The organism is Streptomyces sp. NPDC050997 (assembly GCF_040660135.1).
Taxonomy (GTDB): Bacteria; Actinomycetota; Actinomycetes; order Streptomycetales; family Streptomycetaceae; genus Streptomyces.
The window spans coordinates 4,226-24,121 of sequence record NZ_JBFAGK010000024.1; the positions used below are offsets into that span (position 1 = coordinate 4,226).

Annotated in this window: 19 protein-coding genes; 13 read left to right on the top strand and 6 right to left on the bottom strand. The window is 70.2% G+C overall.

Annotated elements, in window-relative coordinates:
* Positions 1 to 292: 292 nt before the first annotated feature.
* From AB0H86_RS36880 to AB0H86_RS36900, 5 genes are all read left to right on the top strand, one after another.
* Positions 293 to 1,108 (top strand): phosphatase, encoded by an 816-nt coding sequence (locus AB0H86_RS36880; protein ID WP_362449179.1) that lies wholly within the window; start codon positions 293 to 295, stop codon positions 1,106 to 1,108.
* 129 nt (positions 1,109 to 1,237) lie between these two features.
* The gene (locus AB0H86_RS36885; protein WP_004984898.1) at positions 1,238 to 1,450 is read left to right on the top strand and encodes a helix-turn-helix domain-containing protein; all 213 of its coding nucleotides are present in this window, start codon (positions 1,238 to 1,240) and stop codon (positions 1,448 to 1,450) included.
* Between the two features lie 154 nt (positions 1,451 to 1,604).
* A complete protein-coding gene (locus AB0H86_RS36890) occupies positions 1,605 to 1,703 on the top strand; it encodes an AURKAIP1/COX24 domain-containing protein (RefSeq protein ID WP_003948845.1) in 99 nt (32 codons plus the stop codon).
* Between the two features lie 245 nt (positions 1,704 to 1,948).
* A complete protein-coding gene (locus AB0H86_RS36895; RefSeq protein ID WP_362449181.1) occupies positions 1,949 to 3,010 on the top strand; it encodes an NAD-dependent epimerase/dehydratase family protein in 1,062 nt (353 codons plus the stop codon).
* A 14-nt stretch (positions 3,011 to 3,024) separates the two neighbouring features.
* Entirely contained in the window at positions 3,025 to 4,086 is a 1,062-nt protein-coding gene (locus AB0H86_RS36900) for a lysophospholipid acyltransferase family protein (RefSeq protein WP_362449183.1), read from the top strand.
* A 77-nt stretch (positions 4,087 to 4,163) separates the two neighbouring features.
* On the opposite strand, the gene AB0H86_RS36905 is transcribed toward AB0H86_RS36900, so the two are convergent.
* The 3 genes from AB0H86_RS36905 to AB0H86_RS36915 all read right to left on the bottom strand — a co-directional run bounded on the left by AB0H86_RS36905 (position 4,164) and on the right by AB0H86_RS36915 (position 7,644).
* Positions 4,164 to 5,420, bottom strand: a complete 1,257-nt coding sequence (locus tag AB0H86_RS36905; protein WP_362449185.1) for a DUF5667 domain-containing protein — start codon at positions 5,418 to 5,420, stop codon at positions 4,164 to 4,166.
* A gap of 233 nt (positions 5,421 to 5,653) precedes the next feature.
* Entirely contained in the window at positions 5,654 to 6,427 is a 774-nt protein-coding gene (locus AB0H86_RS36910; protein ID WP_362449187.1) for an ECF subfamily RNA polymerase sigma factor, BldN family, read from the bottom strand.
* Positions 6,428 to 6,732: 305 nt separating this feature from the next.
* The gene (locus AB0H86_RS36915) at positions 6,733 to 7,644 is read right to left on the bottom strand and encodes an HAD-IB family hydrolase (RefSeq protein ID WP_362449189.1); all 912 of its coding nucleotides are present in this window, start codon (positions 7,642 to 7,644) and stop codon (positions 6,733 to 6,735) included.
* A gap of 103 nt (positions 7,645 to 7,747) precedes the next feature.
* On the opposite strand from AB0H86_RS36915, the gene AB0H86_RS36920 reads away from it, so the two are divergent.
* The 5 genes from AB0H86_RS36920 (at position 7,748) to AB0H86_RS36940 (ending at position 13,462) form a co-directional block, all read left to right on the top strand.
* Positions 7,748 to 8,020 (top strand): glutaredoxin family protein, encoded by a 273-nt coding sequence (locus AB0H86_RS36920; protein WP_362449191.1) that lies wholly within the window; start codon positions 7,748 to 7,750, stop codon positions 8,018 to 8,020.
* A 255-nt stretch (positions 8,021 to 8,275) separates the two neighbouring features.
* Positions 8,276 to 9,040 carry a redox-sensing transcriptional repressor Rex gene (locus tag AB0H86_RS36925; RefSeq protein WP_362449193.1) on the top strand — a complete coding sequence of 255 codons (765 nt, stop codon included), beginning with the start codon at positions 8,276 to 8,278 and terminating at the stop codon, positions 9,038 to 9,040.
* Positions 9,037 to 10,803, top strand: coding sequence for a glutamyl-tRNA reductase (locus AB0H86_RS36930; RefSeq protein WP_362449195.1), 1,767 nt, complete (start codon positions 9,037 to 9,039; stop codon positions 10,801 to 10,803). Before AB0H86_RS36925 ends, AB0H86_RS36930 begins: the two co-directional genes overlap by 4 nt.
* Positions 10,800 to 11,759: a hydroxymethylbilane synthase gene (gene hemC, locus AB0H86_RS36935; protein ID WP_362449197.1), complete on the top strand. Its 960-nt coding sequence runs from the start codon at positions 10,800 to 10,802 to the stop codon at positions 11,757 to 11,759. The genes AB0H86_RS36930 and hemC overlap by 4 nt, the downstream gene beginning before the upstream one ends.
* Positions 11,756 to 13,462 carry a bifunctional uroporphyrinogen-III C-methyltransferase/uroporphyrinogen-III synthase gene (locus tag AB0H86_RS36940; protein ID WP_362449199.1) on the top strand — a complete coding sequence of 569 codons (1,707 nt, stop codon included), beginning with the start codon at positions 11,756 to 11,758 and terminating at the stop codon, positions 13,460 to 13,462. The genes hemC and AB0H86_RS36940 overlap by 4 nt, the downstream gene beginning before the upstream one ends.
* Positions 13,463 to 13,505: 43 nt before the next feature.
* Here the strand turns inward: AB0H86_RS36940 and AB0H86_RS36945 are convergent, their stop codons facing one another.
* On the bottom strand, positions 13,506 to 14,891 hold the full coding sequence (locus AB0H86_RS36945) for an FAD-binding oxidoreductase (protein ID WP_362449201.1): 1,386 nt from the start codon (positions 14,889 to 14,891) through the stop codon (positions 13,506 to 13,508).
* 386 nt (positions 14,892 to 15,277) lie between these two features.
* Here AB0H86_RS36945 and hemB point away from each other — a divergent pair, with 386 nt between their 5' ends.
* On the top strand, positions 15,278 to 16,270 hold the full coding sequence (gene hemB, locus AB0H86_RS36950) for a porphobilinogen synthase (RefSeq protein WP_362449203.1): 993 nt from the start codon (positions 15,278 to 15,280) through the stop codon (positions 16,268 to 16,270).
* A gap of 21 nt (positions 16,271 to 16,291) precedes the next feature.
* Here the strand turns inward: hemB and AB0H86_RS36955 are convergent, their stop codons facing one another.
* Positions 16,292 to 16,438, bottom strand: coding sequence for a hypothetical protein (locus AB0H86_RS36955; RefSeq protein WP_362449204.1), 147 nt, complete (start codon positions 16,436 to 16,438; stop codon positions 16,292 to 16,294).
* Positions 16,439 to 16,698: 260 nt separating this feature from the next.
* On the opposite strand from AB0H86_RS36955, the gene AB0H86_RS36960 reads away from it, so the two are divergent.
* Entirely contained in the window at positions 16,699 to 17,601 is a 903-nt protein-coding gene (locus tag AB0H86_RS36960; protein WP_362449205.1) for an SAM-dependent methyltransferase, read from the top strand.
* Between the two features lie 110 nt (positions 17,602 to 17,711).
* Positions 17,712 to 18,929 (top strand): PLP-dependent aminotransferase family protein, encoded by a 1,218-nt coding sequence (locus AB0H86_RS36965; RefSeq protein ID WP_362449207.1) that lies wholly within the window; start codon positions 17,712 to 17,714, stop codon positions 18,927 to 18,929.
* A gap of 83 nt (positions 18,930 to 19,012) precedes the next feature.
* Here AB0H86_RS36965 and AB0H86_RS36970 read toward each other — a convergent pair whose 3' ends face one another.
* A complete protein-coding gene (locus AB0H86_RS36970; RefSeq protein WP_362449209.1) occupies positions 19,013 to 19,843 on the bottom strand; it encodes a DUF4253 domain-containing protein in 831 nt (276 codons plus the stop codon).
* Between the last annotated feature and the right edge of the window lie 53 nt (positions 19,844 to 19,896).

Sequence of the window (19,896 nt, forward strand, 5' to 3'; positions counted from 1 at the left end):
CCCGCCTGCGGGGCTGTGCCCCTGGGCCGCCTGCGGGGCTGTGCCCCTGGGCCGCCTGCGGGGCTGTGCCCCTGGGCCGCCTGCGGGGCTGTGCCCCTGGGCCGCCTGCGGGGCTGTGCCCACTGCATCCTTTCCGGGGCACTGTCCCTGGGGCCCGGGCCGGGGGCCGTATCCCCTGCGTCTCTGGATCGGGATCCGGTCGTCGCCGGTCGCGCTTCCGTTGTTACGCCAACTGTGCGGTGTTTTCTCGTTCGTGTCGTGTGGGTGGGGTTGGTGCGTCAGCATCGCTGGGGTGTTGAGCACTGGGGCTATGCGGGCTCATCTGCTGGCTGCTCGGTTGGCTGGGAGTGTGGCTACCTCGCGGGAGGAGAGTCTTCGGAGTTATCGGCTGTTCGCGGCTCGTGATCCTCGGGTTCTGATCGGGATTGATCCTGAATGGGCTTGGGGGGAGCGGGAATTGATCGAGTTGATGGCGGACAAGTGTGGGGTTTCGGACGATCCGGGGTATACATCTGGTCATGATGTGATTGATCCGGAGCTGACGCTGGAGGCTCTGGATGCCTTCGCGGAGCGGCTCGCCGCGGTGGCCGAGCGTGGCGGGCCCGTACTGTTCGGCACCGGGCACCCGCATCGGCTGCTCGGCTTCTACGCCGCCTTGGCGGACGCGCTGTCGGCGGCTGGATGTGCCGTTCTCACCCCAGCGCAGGGTCACTCTGTCGACATAACGACCCAGTTCGGTCTACGCACGTACAACCTTGACTACGTACGAGGAGTCGCGCTGGTACGCGAACCCCGCGCGTCGGGCTCCGGTGGTGAGACCGGCGCACACACGCATTCACCGCTCCCGGTTCGTACCGCGCTGGCGGCGGCCGCGGATGCCGGCGGACCTCTCCCCGAGCTCGTCATCGGGGATCATGGGTGGGTCTGCGGGGCAGGTCAGCTGGGGTTCGAGGCCATGGGGCTGGCGGATACCGACGACCCCGCGCTGTTCGTGGGGGAGGCTGAGGGTGTGGTGTCCGTCGTCGTTCCACTTGATGACGCTGTGCGGTCTGATTACTACCGGCCGCTTACCCGCTACGTACTCAATCGAGCGTGTCTGTCACAGTAGGCCGCCGATGGGTGCACCTCTTCCCCACTTGCATCACCCGCCCCTACATTGGGGAGTGAGCACGCAACGACGAAGAGTCACCGGAAGGGGAAGCCGGTGGCCGTCGAGTGCGGAAGGTTCAGGTGTGTCATGGCTGCAGCTGGCGAGAGGCCTCTGAACGAGGTTCAGTTCCTTACCGTGGCGGAAGTCGCCTCGGTGATGCGAGTGTCGAAGATGACCGTGTACCGGTTGGTGCACAGCGGTCATCTGCCCGCTATCCGGGTGGGGCGGTCCTTCCGCGTCCCCGAGCAAGCGGTTCACGAGTACCTCCGTGAGAGCTATGTGGGGGTGGAAACCGCCTGACGACGACAGGCCGGGGAAGCCTCAGGGCAAGGTCAAGGGCCTCCCCGGCACCTCGATTACGACCTCAGCGCTCGGGCGGGTAGGCTAGCCCCTCGTAGGTCGTATGGGCCCATGGCGCCCAGCACCGAGTGATGAGAAGTGAGCGAGGGTAGTCGTGGGCTCTGTTATCAAGAAGCGGCGCAAGCGGATGGCCAAGAAGAAGCACCGCAAGCTGCTCAAGCGCACGCGCGTTCAGCGTCGCAACAAGAAGTAAGCGACGCCGCGTAAGAAGCGTGTCTGTGGCCCCCCACCACACCCGGTGGGGGGCCACACGCGTATCCGGACACCAGGATCCGGCGTTGTGCGTACGCACGACATCCACATGGCTTGGTCTCGTCGTACGTCTGTGTATGCCGTCACTTCGTGCATTGGGCGGTCATCACAGCGCAACACCGACCCGCTAGGTTGGCCGTACACGGGGACTCGGCGGAGTACGAGGGTGGAAGGAAGGCGCTGATCTTGGGCAAGGTCGTGCTCGTGACCGGGGTGGCACGTCAACTGGGGGGCCGGTACGTACGACGGATCCAGCGTGACCCACAGGTGGACCGGGTCATCGCCGTGGACGCGATTCCGCCCGAACACCACCTGGGCGGTGCCGACTTCATCCAGGCCGATCTGCGGCAGCCCACCATCGCGCGGGTGCTCGCGGAGACGGCCGCCGACACGGTCGTCCACCTGGACGTGACCGCGACCGCCCTCGGCAGCGGCAGCCGGACCTCGGTCAAGGAGACCAACGTCATCGGCACCATGCAGCTGCTCGGCGCCTGCCAGAAGTCCCCGACGGTCAAGCGGCTCGTGGTGAAGTCCAGTACGAACGTCTACGGGTCCGCGCCCCGGGATCCCGCCGTGTTCACCGAGACCACTTCGGCCAAGTCGCTGCCCAGCGGCGGATTCGCCAAGGACACCGTCGAGGTCGAGGGGTATGTGCGCGGGTTCGCCCGGCGGCGGCCCGACGTCGCGGTGTGCGTGCTGCGGTTCGCCAACATCCTCGGTCCGACCGCGGAGACCCCGCTCGCGTCGTACTTCTCGCTGCCGGCCCTGCCGACCGTGCTGGGCTACGACCCGCGCCTGCAGTTCGTGCACGAGGACGACGTGATCGAAGTGCTGCGGATCGCCTCGCACGAACCGGCGCGGGGCACGCTCAACAGTGGCACCTTCAACATCGCCGGCGACGGTGTGCTGTTGCTGTCGCAGTGTGCGCGGCGGCTCGGCCGGCCCACCGTGCCGCTGCTGCTGCCCGCCGTCACCTGGGCGGGCTCGCTGGTGCGTACGCTGGGCATGACGGACTTCTCGCCCGAGCAGATCCGGCTGCTGACCCACGGCAGGGTCGTGGCGACGACCCAGATGCGGGAGACACTCGGGTTCCAGCCGAAGTACACGACGGCGGAGACCTTCGCGGACTTCGCGCGCAGCCGCGGCCCCGGACTCCTGCCGCCCGAGGCCGTGGCCGGGGCTGTCGACCGGATCGCCGCGCTGCCCTTCGCGGGCGGCGGTCACCCCCCGACGCAGAGCGCCAACTGAGGAGCGCATCAACGATGGCGGACGCCAAGGTCATTCCGTTCGACGACGACCGGTCCCGCGGGAGCGCCGCGCAGCGGCCGTCGCGGCGCCGGAGTGCGGGGAGTCGGCGAAACGGCACGGAATCTCCGCTGGTCCGTGAGGTCCAGCCCCTGCCCAGCAGGCCGCCCGCGCAGGATGATGTTCCTGTGATCGGTGAGGAAGAGCCGCCCGAGCAGGCGCGGGACGACAGCGGACCCGGCGGCCTGGAACGGCGTGTCGCGGGCGGTCTCGCTTTTCTGCGCCGCCGCCTCACCGGTGACTACGAGGTCGACGACTTCGGCTACGACGAGGAGTTGACCGACCAGGTCCTGATGTCCCTGCTGCGGCCGCTGTACGAGAAGTACTTCCGGGTCGAGGTGAAGGGCGTCGAGAACATCCCGGCGAAGGGTGGCGCCCTGATCGTCGCCAACCACTCGGGGACGATCCCGATGGACGGCCTGATGATGCAGGTCGCCGTCCACGACCACCACCCCGACGATCGTCATCTGCGTCTGCTGGCGGCGGACCTGGTCTTCATGCTGCCGGTGGTCAACGAGCTGGCCCGCAAGCTGGGTCACACGCTGGCCTGCGCGGAGGACGCCGAACGGCTGCTGGCCAAGGGCGAGCTGGTCGGGGTGATGCCGGAGGGCTTCAAGGGCATCGGCAAGCCCTTCAGCGAGCGTTACAAGCTTCAGCGCTTCGGCCGCGGCGGTTTCGTCTCCACGGCCCTGCGGCAGGGAGCGCCGATCATCCCCTGCTCCATCGTCGGGGCCGAGGAGATCTACCCGATGATCGGCAACGCCAAGACCCTGGCTCGCGTACTGGGCTTCCCGTACTTCCCGATCACGCCGACCTTTCCCTGGCTCGGCCCGCTGGGTGCGATCCCGCTGCCGACCAAGTGGACGATCCAGTTCGGCGAGCCGATCCGCACGGACGGCTATCCGCCGGAGGCCGCCGAGGACCCGATGCTGATGTTCAACCTGACCGACCAGGTCAGGGAGCAGATCCAGCACACGTTGTACAAGTTGTTGGTGCAGCGGCGGTCGGTGTTCTTCTGACGGCGGAACAGCGCGTTGTACGGCGATGGGGCGCCCCTCCTGAGAGGGGCGCCCCATCGCCGTAGGCACCGAAGGGGCTACTGGGCGTTGTCGCCGTCGATGTCCAGGCCGGGTAGGAGGCCGGGGAGCAGGGGCGGGAGGGTGACGTCCGGTTCGGTGGTGGGTGGGTTGCTGGTGGACGGGGATGTGCTGCCGGTGTCCTTGGGCGGGTCGAGGAGGCCGCCGGTGTTGCCGCCGAGCAGGCCGTCGTCCTCGCCGGTGGAGCCGGCCGACTTGCTGGGGCTGTGGCTTCCGGTGCCGCTGTTGTCGGTGGAGCTGCCGCTGCTGCCGCCGGTGCGGGGTGCGGAGGAGCGGCCGGAACCGGACGAGGCGTCGGAGGACGCCGATCCGGAGCCCTGATGTCGGCCGGTGCCGCCGTTGCTCTCGGCCGGGGGCCGAGGGAGGAGGGACTGCAGCGGAGCGACCTCTTCGTCTATGGCGTCGAAGACCGACGACACCTGCTGACTCACGTCACCGAGCTGCACGGGAAGCCTGTCGCGGAGCGCGCCCCAGGCGTCGCGGTGTGAGCGGGAGAAGGCGTCGAGGGCCTGGATGGGGCCCAGGGAGTCCGGGTCGCGTTGGTACGCCGCGGTCAGCAGGCGGTGGCCCTCGGACGCGTCGTGCTGCATGCCGGACAGGGTGCGGCGGATCTCGCCGAGGGACTCGTGGTCGAGGTGGCCGCCACGATCGCGCTCCATCAGCCGACGGGCCTCGCTCAGGCGGGTGGAAGCCTGGTCGAGGTAGGCCACGCCGCGTTCGTCGTCGCCCTCGGACATGTGGTTGAGCTTGAAGTCCTCGATGCCCCGCTTGAGGCCGTAGAGCGAGTCACCGGGCAGGGCGTCCGAGCTGGCGGCGGCGACACCGCCGAAGGCGCCCGCGGCGACCCCGACGCTGAGCCCGCCCGCGGCAAGGCCCTTGGCCAGGCGGGAACGCGGCCGGAACTTCCCCAGCGGACTCGCCCGGTGCGAGCCCCGCGCCCGGTGGGACCGCTGCTCGGGGACCGAAGCGTCCGCCGCCCCTCCGCCCGCTGCCGTGCCCTCCAGGAGCATGGCTTCCATGGCGGCCACGAGCTGGGCCCGTTGGACGACCTTGACCTCGGGGTCCAGCTGCGGTTTCGGCAGCTCGCCGAGACACGCCGCGAGGGCCGCCAGTCGGCCCTGCTCGGTCTGTTCCGCAGCAGCCGGGGACGGCGGGGGTCCTTCGGACTGCTCGGCCGCCGTGCCCCGGTCGGACTGGTCCTCCAGGGCCTGGGCGAAGGCGTTCGCCCGCCGGTGCGCCGAAACGTTTGCGATCACTGGCGGCACCTCCTCTCGTCGAGACGGTCGACTCCCCAGGGGGTCCTGAGGGTTGCACGCCCTGGCCGCACTTACCCGATCGGGTGATCGAAGTCGGCCAGGGAGTGACCACAGGGAGCCTGCATCCCGCACAACGAGTGGCGCGGCACTTGGGTTACGGACGGCGGATGATCGGATCGGAGAGCCAACGGACTTTCACCGACTGCGAGTTGGGTGTTACCGAGCGTGCGCTGTCAGCGCGCGTCGTCCGGGAGGAGCCGGGCGAGGGTGCGGACGGCCCGGTACTGGAGGGTCTTGATGGCCCCCTCGTTCTTGCCCATCACACGGGCGGTCTCGGCGACGGAGAGACCCTGGAGGAATCGAAGGGTCACGCACTCCTGCTGCTGTGGATTGAGCCGTCGTACGGCGTCGAGGAGTGCGGCGTTGGAGAGGGACTCCAGGACGGAGTCCTCGGGTGAGCGCTCGACCTCGTTGGCGTCGAGCATCTCGCCGGTGGTCACTTCGAGCCGGAAGCGGCTCGACTTGAAGTGGTCGGCGACCAGGTTGCGGGCGATCGTCACCAGCCAGGCGCCGAAGTCGCGGCCCTGCCAGGTGAAGGTGCCGATGCGGCGCAGGGCACGCAGGAACGTCTCGCTGGTGAGGTCCTCGGCGGTGGCTTTGCCTCCCACGCGGTAGTAGATGTACCGGTACACGGTGTCGCTGTACTGGTCGTAGAGGCGGCCGAAGGCGTCGGACTCGCCGGCCTGTGCGCGTTCCACCAGGTCCATCATGCGGGCGCTGTCGCTGTCCGCGGCGGGACGGCGGACGGGTGCGGCACCGGTCGAGCGCCCTCGTCTGCCGACGGCGGCGCTGCCGTCGGCGAGCGCGTAGCACGGGCCGACGGGGGTGGTGGCAACGGCGAGGGCAGGGACGGCGTACGCGGTGGGGACGAAGCCGCGCAACAGGTCTTGGACCGTTGCGCGCAGCGTAGCCAGGCCCGAGGCGTCAACCCCGACGTGTGGGTACACGGGACTCCCAGAGGCAGAGCTTCCATCACGTGCAGTGCGGAACCGTTCACCCGTCGTAGCGACGGAAGGGGATCCGGATTGCGTCTGAGGAGAATAACGCTTAGTGCAGGCCCTGCTACACGCAGTTGCTAAAATCGTCGATTACGGCGCTTCTGTAACCGATTGACGCCCTATCGAGTGCCAGACAGTGACAGGTTGTTGATCGAAATGGTCCGTATTCGGTCCCGGTCCGGGGCGTGTTGTGGCCGTGTGCAGCCAACGCGACTGGACAGCCGGGTGCGGGGGCAGGAACCGGGGATCGGCGGTCAGCGACGGCGCTTGTGCAGCGCGATCGCCGCCGCCGTGCCGCCTGCCACCGCGCCCACACCGGCCGCCGCCGGGATTCCGACCTTCGCCGCCTTGCGGCCCGTGCGGTAGTCCCGCAGGCGCCATTCCAGTCGACGGGCGTGCTTGCGGAGCTTGCTGTCCGGGTTGATCGCGTAGGGGTGGCCGACCAGGGACAGCATCGGGATGTCGTTGTGGGAGTCGCTGTAGGCCGCGCAGCGGGAGAGGTTCAGGCCCTCGGCCGCGGCCAGGGCGCGGACCGCCTCCGCCTTGGCGGGGCCGTGCAGGGGCTCGCCGACCAGCTTGCCCGTATAGACGCCGGAGACCGACTCGGCGACCGTGCCAAGCGCGCCCGTCAGACCGAGGCGGCGGGCGATCACCTGGGCGATCTCCACCGGGGCCGCGGTGACCAGCCAGACCTTCTGACCGGCGTCGAGGTGGGCCTGGGCGAGGGCCCGGGTACCCGGCCAGATGCGCTCGGCCATGTACTCGTCGTAGATCTCCTCGCCGATCGACTGCAGCTCGGCGACGCGGTGGCCCTTGACGATGGACAGCGCGGAGTCCCGGGCCTCCTGCATGTGCTCCGGGTCCTCGACGCCGGCCAGCCGGAACCACGCCTGCTGCCAGGCGAACTTCGCGAGGTCGCGGGTCTCGAAGAACTTCCGCTTGTACAGGCCCCGCCCGAAGTGGAACAGCGCGGCGCCCTGCATCACGGTGTTGTCCAGGTCGAAGAAGGCGGCGGCGTGTGCGTCGCCGTGCACCGGAAACTCCGGCTCCTCGCCGACGACGTCCTGTGTGGACTTGCGCGCTGCCTCCGCCGAGGCCTCGCCTGCGAGCACGCTGCGTGCCGTGGCGGAGCGCCTACGGGGGGTGAGCCATCCGAGAGCGGCCATGGCGTGAGCATAGCCAGTTTGTTCGGTGGTTCCGGAGTCGTGAGGTTTGAAGGCTGTGAACTCTCCGCGACTGTGCCGTTAAACAAGCGGGAGAATGGACGACATGACTCCACTCTTCCGCCGTAACGGCCCAGCCCCGCAGGACCGGCTCGTGACACTCATCCGGAAGCCCGGCTGCCATTTGTGTGACGACGCACAGGCGATCGTGGAGAAGGTGTGTGCCGAGCTCGGCGTTTCCTGGGAGCAGAAGGACATCACCCAGGACTCCCAACTCCATGACCAGTACTGGGAGCAGATTCCGGTCGTCCTTGTGGACGGTGAACAGCACACTTTTTGGCGTGTGAACGAGGAACGCCTTCGCAAAGCATTGGCTTAGGATCGACGACGAACAGGTCTCGGGGGCGGGGATCGTAGAGGAGAGGGTGCGGTTTTGCCCCCAAGAGAGAAGGAACGGTGGCGCTTGTGCGCCGGTTCCACACCACTGCGCCGGAGGCGCGTGACCCCGGTCACGTTGGCCGGGCAAATCGGACACCATCTTTGTGCACGCGTTCACAAAGACATAGCCTGCTGTCGACGGGGCGGTCCGGGGACGTGTGACCGCCTGCAGCCCCGCTCTACCCGCAGGAGCACCGTGGCAACTGGCCGAACTCACCGACCGGCGACCCGTAGCCGAGGGATTCCCGAGGCCACCGTCGCCCGACTTCCGCTGTATCTCCGCGCGCTGACCGGACTCTCGGAGCGCTCGGTACCCACGGTCTCCTCCGAGGAGCTCGCGGCCGCCGCCGGAGTCAACTCCGCGAAGCTGCGCAAGGATTTCTCGTATCTGGGTTCGTACGGCACCCGTGGTGTCGGCTACGACGTCGAGTATCTCGTCTATCAGATCTCGCGTGAGCTGGGGCTGACCCAGGACTGGCCGGTTGTGATCGTCGGTATCGGCAACCTCGGCGCCGCCCTGGCCAACTACGGCGGGTTCGCCTCCCGTGGTTTCCGGGTCGCCGCGCTCATCGACGCCGACCCCGCGATGGCCGGAAAGCCGGTGGCCGGGATCCCCGTGCAGCACACGGACGAGCTCGAAAAGATCATCTCGGACAACGGCGTGTCGATCGGCGTCATCGCCACGCCCGCCGGTGCCGCCCAGCAGGTCTGCGAACGACTCGTGGCCGCCGGGGTCACCTCCATCCTGAACTTCGCACCGACGGTGCTGTCCGTGCCGGACGGCGTCGACGTGCGCAAGGTCGACCTCTCCATCGAGCTGCAGATCCTCGCCTTCCACGAGCAGCGCAAGGCCGGCGAGGAGGCCGCCGCCGCCGACGGCGCGGCCCCGACCGCCGCCGCCCGCAAGGAGTCCGCCGACAAGGGACCAGACGGGGACGTCCCCGCCGTGATGCCGGCATGAGTCTCCTCGTTGTCGGGCTGAGCCACCGCAGCGCCCCGGTCAGCGTGCTGGAGCGGGCCACGTTGAACGCGGACGCCCAGATCAAGCTGCTCCAGGACACGGTCGCCGCCGAACCGGCCGCCGAGGCCGCGGTGCTCGCCACCTGCAACCGCATCGAGCTGTACGCCGACGTGGACAAGTTCCACGCCGGTGTCGCCGAGCTGTCCACGCTGCTCGCCCAGCACAGCGGCGTCGGCCTGGAGGAGCTCACTCCCTATCTCTACGTGCACTACGAGGACCGGGCCGTCCACCACCTCTTCTCGGTGGCCTGCGGGCTCGACTCGATGGTCGTCGGCGAGGGGCAGATCCTCGGCCAGATAAAGGCCTCCCTGGCGAAGGCACAGGACCTGCACACCACCGGGCGACTCCTGAACGACCTGTTCCAGCAGGCCCTGCGGGTCGGCAAGCGCGCCCACTCCGAGACCGGCATCGACCGCGCCGGACAGTCCCTGGTCACCTTCGGCCTGGAACAGCTGGCGTCCGGTACGGCGGTCGAGCCCTGGGCCCGCGGCAAGCGGGCGCTGGTCATCGGCGCCGGCTCGATGTCCTCGCTGGCCGCGGCCACGCTCGCACGAGCCGGGGTCGCCGAGATCGTCGTCGCCAACCGCACCCCCGACCGCGCCGAGCGCCTCGCACAGATACTCGCCGAGGGCGACGACACGGACGTGCTGGCCCGCGCGGTCCCGATGGAATCGGTGCCGGTCGAGCTGACACGTGCAGATGTCGCCGTCTCCTGCACCGGAGCGACCGGACTGGTACTCACGGCCGAGGCGATCGCGGCGGCCGTGAGTGGGCGTGGCCCCGAGGGCGGCGGCGGTTCCGCCGCGGCGCGGCTGCCGGGCGTGGACCACGCGGCCTCCGGCTCCGGCCGTACGACTGCCGCATCGACCGCGCTGCCGCCCACCAGCCTCGGCGCCGAGGAGGGCTGTCCGCTCGACCTGCCCGCCGTACCGGCGACCGCCGGGTTCTCCGTGCTCGGCGAGGCCGCCGTGGCCGGGATGGCCGCCGCGGACCTGGAACAGCACGCCGCCTGGGTGGACAACGGCACCTCGCGTCAACAGAACTCCACCCCCGCCGGCCTCGTCACCACGCTCGACCCGGCCGAGGAGACGGACGCCATCGCCGCGCTCGCCGCCACCGCGGACGTCATCGGGCGGGTGCCCGAGCGTCGCAAGCCCGAACCGGTCGCCGAGATCCCGCGCCCCGAGCCCACGCTCTTCCTGCTCGACCTCGCCATGCCGCGCGACATCGACGCGGCCGTGCACCGGCTGACCGGGGTGCGGCTGGTCGACATCGAGTCGCTGGCCGAGGCCGCCGCCGACGCACCGATGGCGGCCGACGTCGACCAGGTCCGCCGTATCGTCGCCGACGAGGTCACGGCCTTCGGGGCGGCGCTGCGGGCCGCGCACATCACGCCGACCGTGGTCGCCCTGCGCACCATGGCCGCCGACGTGGTCGCCGGCGAGATCGCCCGGCTCGACGGTCGGCTGCCCGGGCTCGACGACAAGCAGCGCGGCGAGATCACGCAGACCGTGAAGCGCGTGGTCGACAAGCTGCTGCACGCGCCGACCGTACGGGTCAAGCAACTCGCGGCCGAGCCCGGCGGCGCCGGGTACGCGGACGCGCTGCGCACCCTGTTCGACCTCGACCAAGAGACGGTGGCCTCCGTCTCCCGCGCCGAGGAAAGCACCGAGAACAACGGCAAGAACCGAGGGCCGGCATGAGTAGCAAGGCATTGAGGCTCGGGACCAGGCGCAGCAGGCTCGCCATGGCCCAGTCCGGGCAGGTGGCGGACGCCGTGAGCCAGGTGACCGGACGGCCCGTCGAGCTCGTAGAGATCACCACGTACGGTGACACCTCCCGAGAGCACCTCGCGCAGATAGGCGGCACCGGCGTCTTCGTGACCGCGCTGCGCGAGGCACTGCTGAAGGACGAGATCGATCTGGCGGTTCATTCGCTGAAGGACCTCCCGACCGGGCAGCCCGACCAGCTCTCGCTGGTCGCCGTGCCCGCGCGCGAGGACCCGCGGGACGCCATCGTCGCCCGGGACGCGCTGAAGTTCACCGACCTGCCGCGCGGGGCCCGGATCGGTACGGGTTCGCCGCGGCGGATGGCCCAGCTGAACGCGTACGCACGCGGCCACGGACTGGACATCGAGACGGTCCCGATCCGCGGCAACGTCGACACCCGCATCGGGTACGTCCAGGACGGTGAGCTGGACGCCGTCGTCCTGGCCGCCGCCGGACTGAGCCGGATCGGCCGGATCGACGAAGTGACCGACTTCCTGTCGGTCGACACGGTTTTGCCCGCTCCCGGCCAGGGAGCACTCGCGATCGAGTGTGCCGCGGACAACGCGGACCTGATCGCCGCCCTCGGTGAGCTCGACGACCCGTTCACACGGGTCGCCGTGACCGCCGAACGGTCACTGCTCGCCGCCCTGGAGGCCGGTTGCAGCGCCCCTGTGGGTGCGCTGGCCGACCTGCTGGCCGACGGGCAGATTGTCAAGGAAATGCGCCTGCGCGGCGTCGTCGGTACGACCGACGGCACGCGGATGGTGCAGCTGTCCACCACCGGTCCCGTGCCCGAGACGTACGACCAGGCAATGGCGCTCGGTCGCGAACTCGCTGCCGAGATGCTTGCCCAGGGCGCGGCCGGTCTGATGGGGGAGCAAGCACAGTGAGCCCCACCACTCTTCCCGCTGGTCCTGAACACGGGCACGTCACCTTCCTCGGTGCCGGACCCGGAGATCCGGGACTACTGACTCTGCGCGCCGTCGAGGCGCTGGCACACGCGGACGTCCTCGTCGCCGGGCACGAAGTGCTCGACGTCGTACGTACGCATGCCAGGTCCGGTGTCGCCGTCGTGAACACGGACTCGGACCCGTTCTCGGGTCCGGTTCCGGGCACAGGCGCGCCCCAACTAACGGTTGTTGACAGCGCGTCAACAACCGCCGGCACCCCCGCCGTGCGGGATGCCGCACATCTTGTCATGGAGGCCGCGCGGGGCGGCAGGCGGGTCGTGCGTGCGGTGACCGGGGACCCCGGGCTCGACACATACGCCGCCGAGGAGATGCTGGCCTGCGCCAACGCGGGGGTGCCCTTCGAGGTCGTGCCGGGTGTCGCTGCGGCCGTGGGCGTCCCCGCCTACGCCGGTGTGCCCCTGCGGGACGCCGAAGGCGCCGACGTCCGGTTCGTGGACGCGCGGACGGCTTCGGACCGGTGCTGGACGGAGGTGGGGGCGTCGGACGGGACGGTTGTCGTGTCGACGACTCTCGACTCCATCTCGGCGGCCGCCGGCGAACTGGTGTCCGCCGGTCGCAAGCCCGACACGCCGTTGACCGTCACGGTCGCCGGTACGACCACTCGCCAGCGGACCTGGACGGCGACCCTGGGGACCATCGCCCAGACGCTGAAGCAGGCCAAGGTGCTGCCCTCCCCGGAGGGCGGCCGGCCGGTGATAGCCGTGGTCGGTGAGCGGTCCGCCACGGCTCAGCGTGAACAGCTCTCATGGTTCGAGTCCAAGCCGCTGTTCGGGTGGCGCGTTCTCGTACCGCGTACGAAGGAGCAGGCGGCCTCGCTCTCCGACCAACTGCGGTCCTACGGGGCCGTGCCGCACGAGGTGCCGACGATCGCCGTCGAGCCGCCGCGGACGCCCCAGCAGATGGAGCGGGCGGTCAAGGGGCTCGTCACGGGCCGCTACGAATGGATCGCTTTCACCTCCGTGAACGCCGTCAAGGCCGTGCGGGAGAAGTTCGAGGAGTACGGGCTCGACGCGCGTGCCTTCGCGGGGATCAAGGTCGCCGCGGTGGGGGAGCAGACCGCGAACGCGCTGGTCGCCTTCGGCGTGAAGCCGGATCTGGTGCCGAGCGGGGAGCAGTCGGCGGCCGGGTTGCTGGAGGACTGGCCTCCGTACGACCCGGTGTTCGACCCGATCGACCGGGTGTTCCTGCCGCGTGCCGATATCGCCACCGAGACGCTGGTGGCGGGCCTCATCGAGCTCGGGTGGGAGGTCGACGACGTCACGGCCTACCGGACCGTGCGGGCCTCGCCGCCGCCTGCCGAGACTCGGGAGGCGATCAAGGGTGGTGGGTTCGACGCCGTCATGTTCACCTCGTCGAGCACAGTGCGGAACCTGGTGGGTATCGCCGGTAAGCCGCACAACGTGACGGTCATCGCGTGTATCGGGCCGGCCACCGCCAAGACCGCCGAGGAGCATGGCCTTCGGGTGGACGTGATGGCTCCCGAGCCGTCCGTGCACAAGCTGGCCGAGGCCCTCGCCGACTTCGGGATGCGGCGGCGGGCCGCCGCGCTCGAGGCCGGGGATCCGGTGACTCGGCCCAGCGAGCGGCGGCCGGGGGCTCGGCGGAGGCGTACGACGACCTGAGCGGGGCGGGGCGTACGACGACCTGAGCGGGGGCGTCGGTCTTTCAGGCCGGGGTCACCGTGTGGCCGTAGCGGAGCAGGTTCGCCGGGTCGTAGTTCTGCTTGGCCCGGCGGAGGTGGGCGTAGACCTCCGGGGTCCATGCTCGGGCTCGGTCCTGTTCGTCGCCCGGGGCGCCGTGGATGTTGACCATCGTGCGGCCCGTGCCGTACGGGGCCATCGCGGTGTTGAGGGCTGCCGTGGCCTGCTCTGTCGCCTCGGCGGCCGGTGGGGATGCCACGATCGCCACCGTTTGCAGGAAGTAGGCGGCGTCGCGGGCGCAGATCGCGTCCTCGACGGCCGCCGGGCGGGACAGGGCTCCGCCCATGTGGCGGATCTCCACCATGAGGATCGGGTAGTCCTTTGCGGTCGGGCCCGCCTCGGCGAGGAGCGTGCTGATGGCGTCCGGGGGAAGGTCGCGGAGCAGCTTGCAGGATTCTCGGGCGGGGAGTGGGTCCTGGGGGTCCATGTAGATGCGGTCCATTGCCGCGTAGTCCATCTCCTCCACCGTGTCGACCGCCACGGGGGCCGCCTCGCGTAGGGGGGCGATGAGGCGTTCGCCTTCTGTGGTGTCGCCGGTCCATGCGATCGCCACCCGGGCCCAGAAGCCGCCGCGCAGGGGTTCGGGGATCTGGGGGATCGGGGGGAGGCGCAGCAGACTGAACGCGCTGCACATCTCCGGGGGCACGGTCCGTGTCCAGTCCGCCCAGGCTCGGAGGAGGGGCTCGGTGTGCTCGCCGTGGCAGTAGACGGCGCCGCCGAGGATGCGGGCTACGGGGAGCAGGTCGAAGGTCACTTGCGTGACTACTCCTACGTTGCCCTTTCCGCCGCGTAGCGCCCAGAAAAGTTCGGGTTCGTTGGTGTGGTCCGTTTCGTGGAGGGTGCCGTCCGGGGTGACGACCTGGAAGGAGCGGACCAGGTCGGTCGCGTAGCCGTAGGCGCGGCCCAGGATCGGGAGGCCGCCGCCGAGGGTGTAGCCGACCACTCCGGCGTCCGACGAGGTGCCGGTGAGGGCGGCCAGGCCGTGGGGGGTCGACGCGTCCAGGACGTGCCGCCACTTCGCGCCTGCGGCGGCTGTCGCGGTGCGGGCGGTGGGGGCGATGTCGACCTCCGTCATGCGGGTGGTGGTGATCAGCAGGCCGCTGTCGATGGGGAAGTTCGCGCCGTGGCCGGTGGCCTGGACTGCGACGGGGGTGTGGGTGGCGGATGCCCAGCGCATCGCGGTCACTATGTCGGCGGCGCCGGTTGCTCCTATGACCACGTCGGGGGTGTGGAGGGCGGCCAGGTTGAAGCCGGTGACCTCGTCGGCGTAGCCGGGGTCGCCGGGGCGCAGGACCGGGCCGTGGATGTCGGACAGGGCGAAGAGGTCGGGGGTGTGGTGGGTGGTGGTCATCGTGTCCTCCGGGGGCGCTGTGGGCTGCGCGGGGGACTGGGGCTGGGGGCTACTTCCAGCTTGGACCTGTGGGGTTTGGGGCGCATGTGGGGCGCCTGCGGGGCGGTGGGGGGTCGGGGACGGGCCGGGGGGTGTCCGTCCTCGGAACGGCGCGGAATCGGTTTCTCAAGGAGCGGGCGGTGTTGACGCGCCAACCGCTGCGGGCGGACACCCCCCGGCCCGTCCCCTTGGCGCCGTGGGCGGGTGCGGCCATCGACGGCCCCCGGCCTGTCCCCTCGGCGCTGTAGGCGGGTGCGGCTGTCGACGGGTGCGGGCGGGCCGCCCCCGGGGTGCGGGCCGACGGCTCGTCGGCAAAGGGGGTGTTGGGGCGGGCGTAGCGTGGTGGCATGACGATGTATGGATCCTTTCCCGGCACGCGGCCGCGGCGGCTGCGAACCAGCCCCGTCATGCGGCGCATGGTCGCTGAGACGCGGCTGCATCCTGCCGACTTCATCCTCCCGGCCTTCGTGGTCGAGGGGGCTGCGGAGCCGGTGCCGATCGCTGCGATGCCCGGTGTCGTGCAGCACACGCGGGACAGTCTGAAGAAGGCCGCCGCTGAGGCCGTGGCCGCCGGGATCTCCGGGATCATGCTGTTCGGTGTGCCGGAGGAGTCGAAGAAGGACGCGGTCGGTACTCCGGGGACCGATCCGGACGGGATTTTGCAGGTCGCTCTTCGTGATGTGCGGGCCGAGGTCGGGGACGATCTCTTGGTGATGTCCGATCTGTGTCTCGATGAGACGGTCGATCACGGGCACTGTGGCGTGCTGGACACGGAGGGGCGTGTCGACAACGACGCGACTCTGGAGCGGTACGCCGAGATGGCCCAGGTGCAGGCCGACGCCGGAGCCCATGTGGTGGGGCCCAGCGGGATGATGGACGGGCAGATCAGGGTCATCCGGGAGGCCCTGGATCAGGTCGGGCGGACGGACGTGGCGATCCTGGCCTATACGGCCAAGTACGCGTCCGCGTTCTACGGGCCCTTCCGGGAGGCCGTCGGCTCTTCGTTGAAGGGTGACCGGAAGACGTATCAGCAGGACCCGGCGAATGCGCGGGAGTCCTTGCGGGAGCTGGCCCTGGATCTGGAGGAGGGGGCCGACATGGTGATGGTCAAGCCTGCCGGGCCCTATCTGGACATCCTCGCGCGTGTCGCGGACGCCGTGGACGTGCCGGTCGCCGCCTACCAGATCTCCGGCGAGTACTCGATGATCGAGGCCGCCGCCGAGAAGGGGTGGATCGACCGGGAGCGGGCCATCCTGGAGTCCCTCACCGGAATCAAGCGGGCGGGTGCGCGGAACATCCTGACCTACTGGGCCACCGAGGTCGCCCAGAAGCTGGGGTAGGGCCCTCGGGTCTGCCCGGAGTCAGTGTGTGGTGTGGGGCGACGGGGACAGGGTCGAGGGGCCCTCGTCGCGTACGCCGGTTCCGTCCTTGCAGGCCGTGAGCATGAGTGCGGCGAGCACGGTTGCCGATGCGGCGAGCAGGCGGAGGCGGGCGGTGCGTGCGGACATGGGTCGGCTCTCTCCTTCGGTGGCGTCGGGGGAGACGGTCGCTGATCCACAGCCTGTGGGTGATCGGCGTCCGTTGCCAGCCCTGTCCGGGGATTCGGGACGGCGGAACGGCGGGAACTGCGTTGACCTGCTGGGACGTTGTGTCCCTGAGGGGCTGTGCGGGACGTGGGACGTGGGAAGTCGAGCTGCGGGCACCATCAAGTGGCACTGAGAGTTAGGTTGTTGACCAATGCTTGTCTGTTGAATGACTGGAGACGCCGATGTCCGGTGACGCCCTCAGCCACGACCCCGCCGAGCTGAGACGGAGGATCGACACCACCAAGGCGCACCCGGCCCGCGTCTACGACGTCTTCCTCGGCGGCAAGGACAACTACCCCGTCGACCGGGACGCGGCCGCCGCCGCGCTCGCCGCCAACCCGCGCGGCTACCTCGACGTACGGCACAACCGGGACTTCCTGCGCCGGGCCGTCACGGACCTGGCCCGGCGGGACGGCATCCGGCAGTTCCTCGACATCGGCACCGGGCTGCCCACCGCGGAGAACGTCCACCAGATCGCCCAGCGCATCACCCCGGACTCGCGGGTCGTCTACGTCGACAACGACCCCGTCGTGCTCGCGCACGCGCGTGCGCTGCTGACCAGCGGGCCCGACGGACTGACCGACTACATCGACGCCGACTTCAAGGACCCGGCGCAGATCCTCGAACAGGCCGCGAAGACGCTGGACTTCGACCAGCCCGTCGCGTTGTGCCTGGTCGCGATCCTGCACTTCGTCGAGGACGAGCAGGCGTACCCGATCGTGCGGGAGTTCCTCGACGCGCTGCCCTCCGGCAGCCGGCTCGTCCTCAGCCATCTGACGGAGGACCTCAATCCCGCGAACATCCGCGCGGTCCAGCGGACGTACACCGAGCGCGGGTTCACCTTCGTGCTGCGGTCCGCGGCGGAGGTCGAGCGGTTCTTCATCGACAACTCCCTGGAACTCGCCGAGCCGGGTGTCGTCCCCGCCCACCACTGGCGGCCGGACAACGCGGCTCCCGTCCCCGAGCAGCCGGAGGCCGCCTACCTGGCCACCCTCGACGACATCGAGAAGGTCCGCTACGCCGACATCAACGACGTCACGGACGCGGATATCAATGTGTACGCGGCGGTTGCGGAGAAGGCCTGAGGTCGGGGGTCAGGGCCGGGGGCGTCCGTATCGTGGAAAGCTGCTTGTAGGGGGCATGTAGGTCTCTAGGCTCCGGGCACGAGTCGTTCCGCAGCCGAAGGAGCCGTGTCATGACGGTCACTGATCCCGCGCCCACCTCCGCACCCGTGCCGTCCCTCGCCGCCCGGGCCCGGACGATCGGTGGCTCGCCGGTACGGGACATCCTCGCCGTCACCGCCCGCCCCGAGGTGATCAACTTCGCGGGTGGGCTGCCGGCGCCGGAGCTGTTCGACCAGGAGGGCATCGCGGCCGCGTTCCGCGACGTGCTCGCCGAGGCGCCCGCCCAGGCCCTGCAGTACTCCACCACGGAGGGCGAACCGGCGCTGCGGACCGCGCTCGCCGCCCGTACGTCGGCGCGGGGGCTGCCCACCGACGCCGACGACATCCTGGTCACGACCGGTTCGCAGCAGGCGCTGTCCCTGCTCGCCACCGCGCTCCTGGAACCCGGGGACACGGTCCTCGTCGAAAGCCCCTGCTATCTGGCGGCACTTCAGGCCTTCGGCTTCGCGGGCGCGCGGATCGTGGCGGTGCCGGGGGACGCGGAGGGGCTCGATCCGGCGAAACTGGAGGAGCTGGTGGTGCGGGAGCGGCCCAAGCTGCTCTACACCGTGCCCACCTTCCAGAACCCGACCGGGCGGACCTTGTCGGCCGAGCGCCGGGCCGCCGTCGCGTCCGTCGCCGCGCGGCGGGGGCTGTGGATCGTGGAGGACGATCCGTACGGCGAGCTGCGCTTCGAGGGTGAGCGGGTGCCGTGGATCGCCTCCCACGAGGAGGCCCGCGACCGGGTCGTCCTGCTCGGTTCCTTCTCCAAGGTGATGGCGCCGGGGCTGCGGCTCGGCTGGCTGCGGGCGCCGGGTGCGCTGCGGCGGGCCTGCGCGGTCGCCAAGCAGGCCGCCGATCTGCACACCCCCACCGTCAACCAGCTCGCCGCGGCACGGTATCTGGCCGACCGGGACCTGGACGCCCACGTCGGACGGGTCGCCAGGGTGTACCGGGAGCGCCGGGACGCGATGCTCGCGGGGCTGAAGGAGGCGCTGCCGGAGGGCTCCGACTGGACCCGCCCCGAGGGCGGCATGTTCCTCTGGGCGCGGCTGCCGGAGTCGTACGACACCACGGCCCTGCTGCCGCGCGTGGTGCGGCACGACGTGGCCTATGTGCCGGGCGCGCCCTTCTACGCCGGTGAGCCCGATCGCTCCAGCTTGCGTCTTTGCTTCGTGACGCAGACGCCGGAGGAGATCGAGGAGGGACTGCGGCGGCTGGGAGAAGGGCTGGGAGAAGGGCTGGGATAGGGGCCGGGAGAGGGGCTGGGAGTGGGGCTGGGGGCAGCGGCCAATAGGCGGTTGGTTCCCGTCCGTGGTGGTGAGCGTCTCGGTCAGTCCCAACAGAAGTGCCACGTCGGCTGGTTGAGGATCTGTCGCTCGGCGTACTCGCGCACCGTCGGGTCGCCGTCCTGTCGGAAGTTGTCCGGGCAGAACGCGAAGTGCTCGGCGGCGAGTGCCTCCGCCTCGGTGAGGGCCGTGGGCGGGACGGCGACGGAGACCAGCAGGTGGTCGAAGCCGAGCGCCACGACCCGTATGCCGAAGCGGTCCTCCCAGGAGCGGAGCACCGCGCACAGGCGGCCGGGGTCGCTCTCGTGGTTGGCCGGGCCCATCCAGCCGATCACGGCCGGGAGGTCGGCGCTGCGGCGGGCCGGGACCAGGGCGAGCCGGGGGTCTTTGATGGCGCCCTCGCCCGTGAGGAGGGAGTCCGCGAACTTCGCCGCGACGGAGTCCGGATCGGCCTCAGGTGAGCGAGCGGAGTCGGGGGAGATCGCGGAGTCGGGCGCGGGGGTGGGGGTGGGCGCGGGGGTGGGGGTGGCCTGGTCGGGCCAGTCGGACTCGTTCCAGAAGTTGGCCAGTACCTCCTCGGGGTCGTGGTCTCCCGGGTACGAGGTGTCTCCCGGCGCCAACTCCCAGTCCTGTGGGCCGCCGTGGCCGCCGCCGACGTCGATGACCAGGGGCAGCAGACCGGCCATCCGTCGCGCGGGCTCCAGCGCGGCCCAACCGCCGGGCAGGGCCCGCTCGTTGGCGCACCACAGCAACGGCTCGTGCCACGGGCCCTCGTCGGTCGTGTCGATCAGACTTCCGGCGGGGAGTTCGAGCCCGAGGGACGCGCCGCTCGGGTCGTCCGCCAGCTTCGGCAGGGGGTTGGGAAGTGTCGCCATGTCGGTGACTGTAAGGGCAGCCACTGACAACGGCGTTGAGCCCCGAACACGCC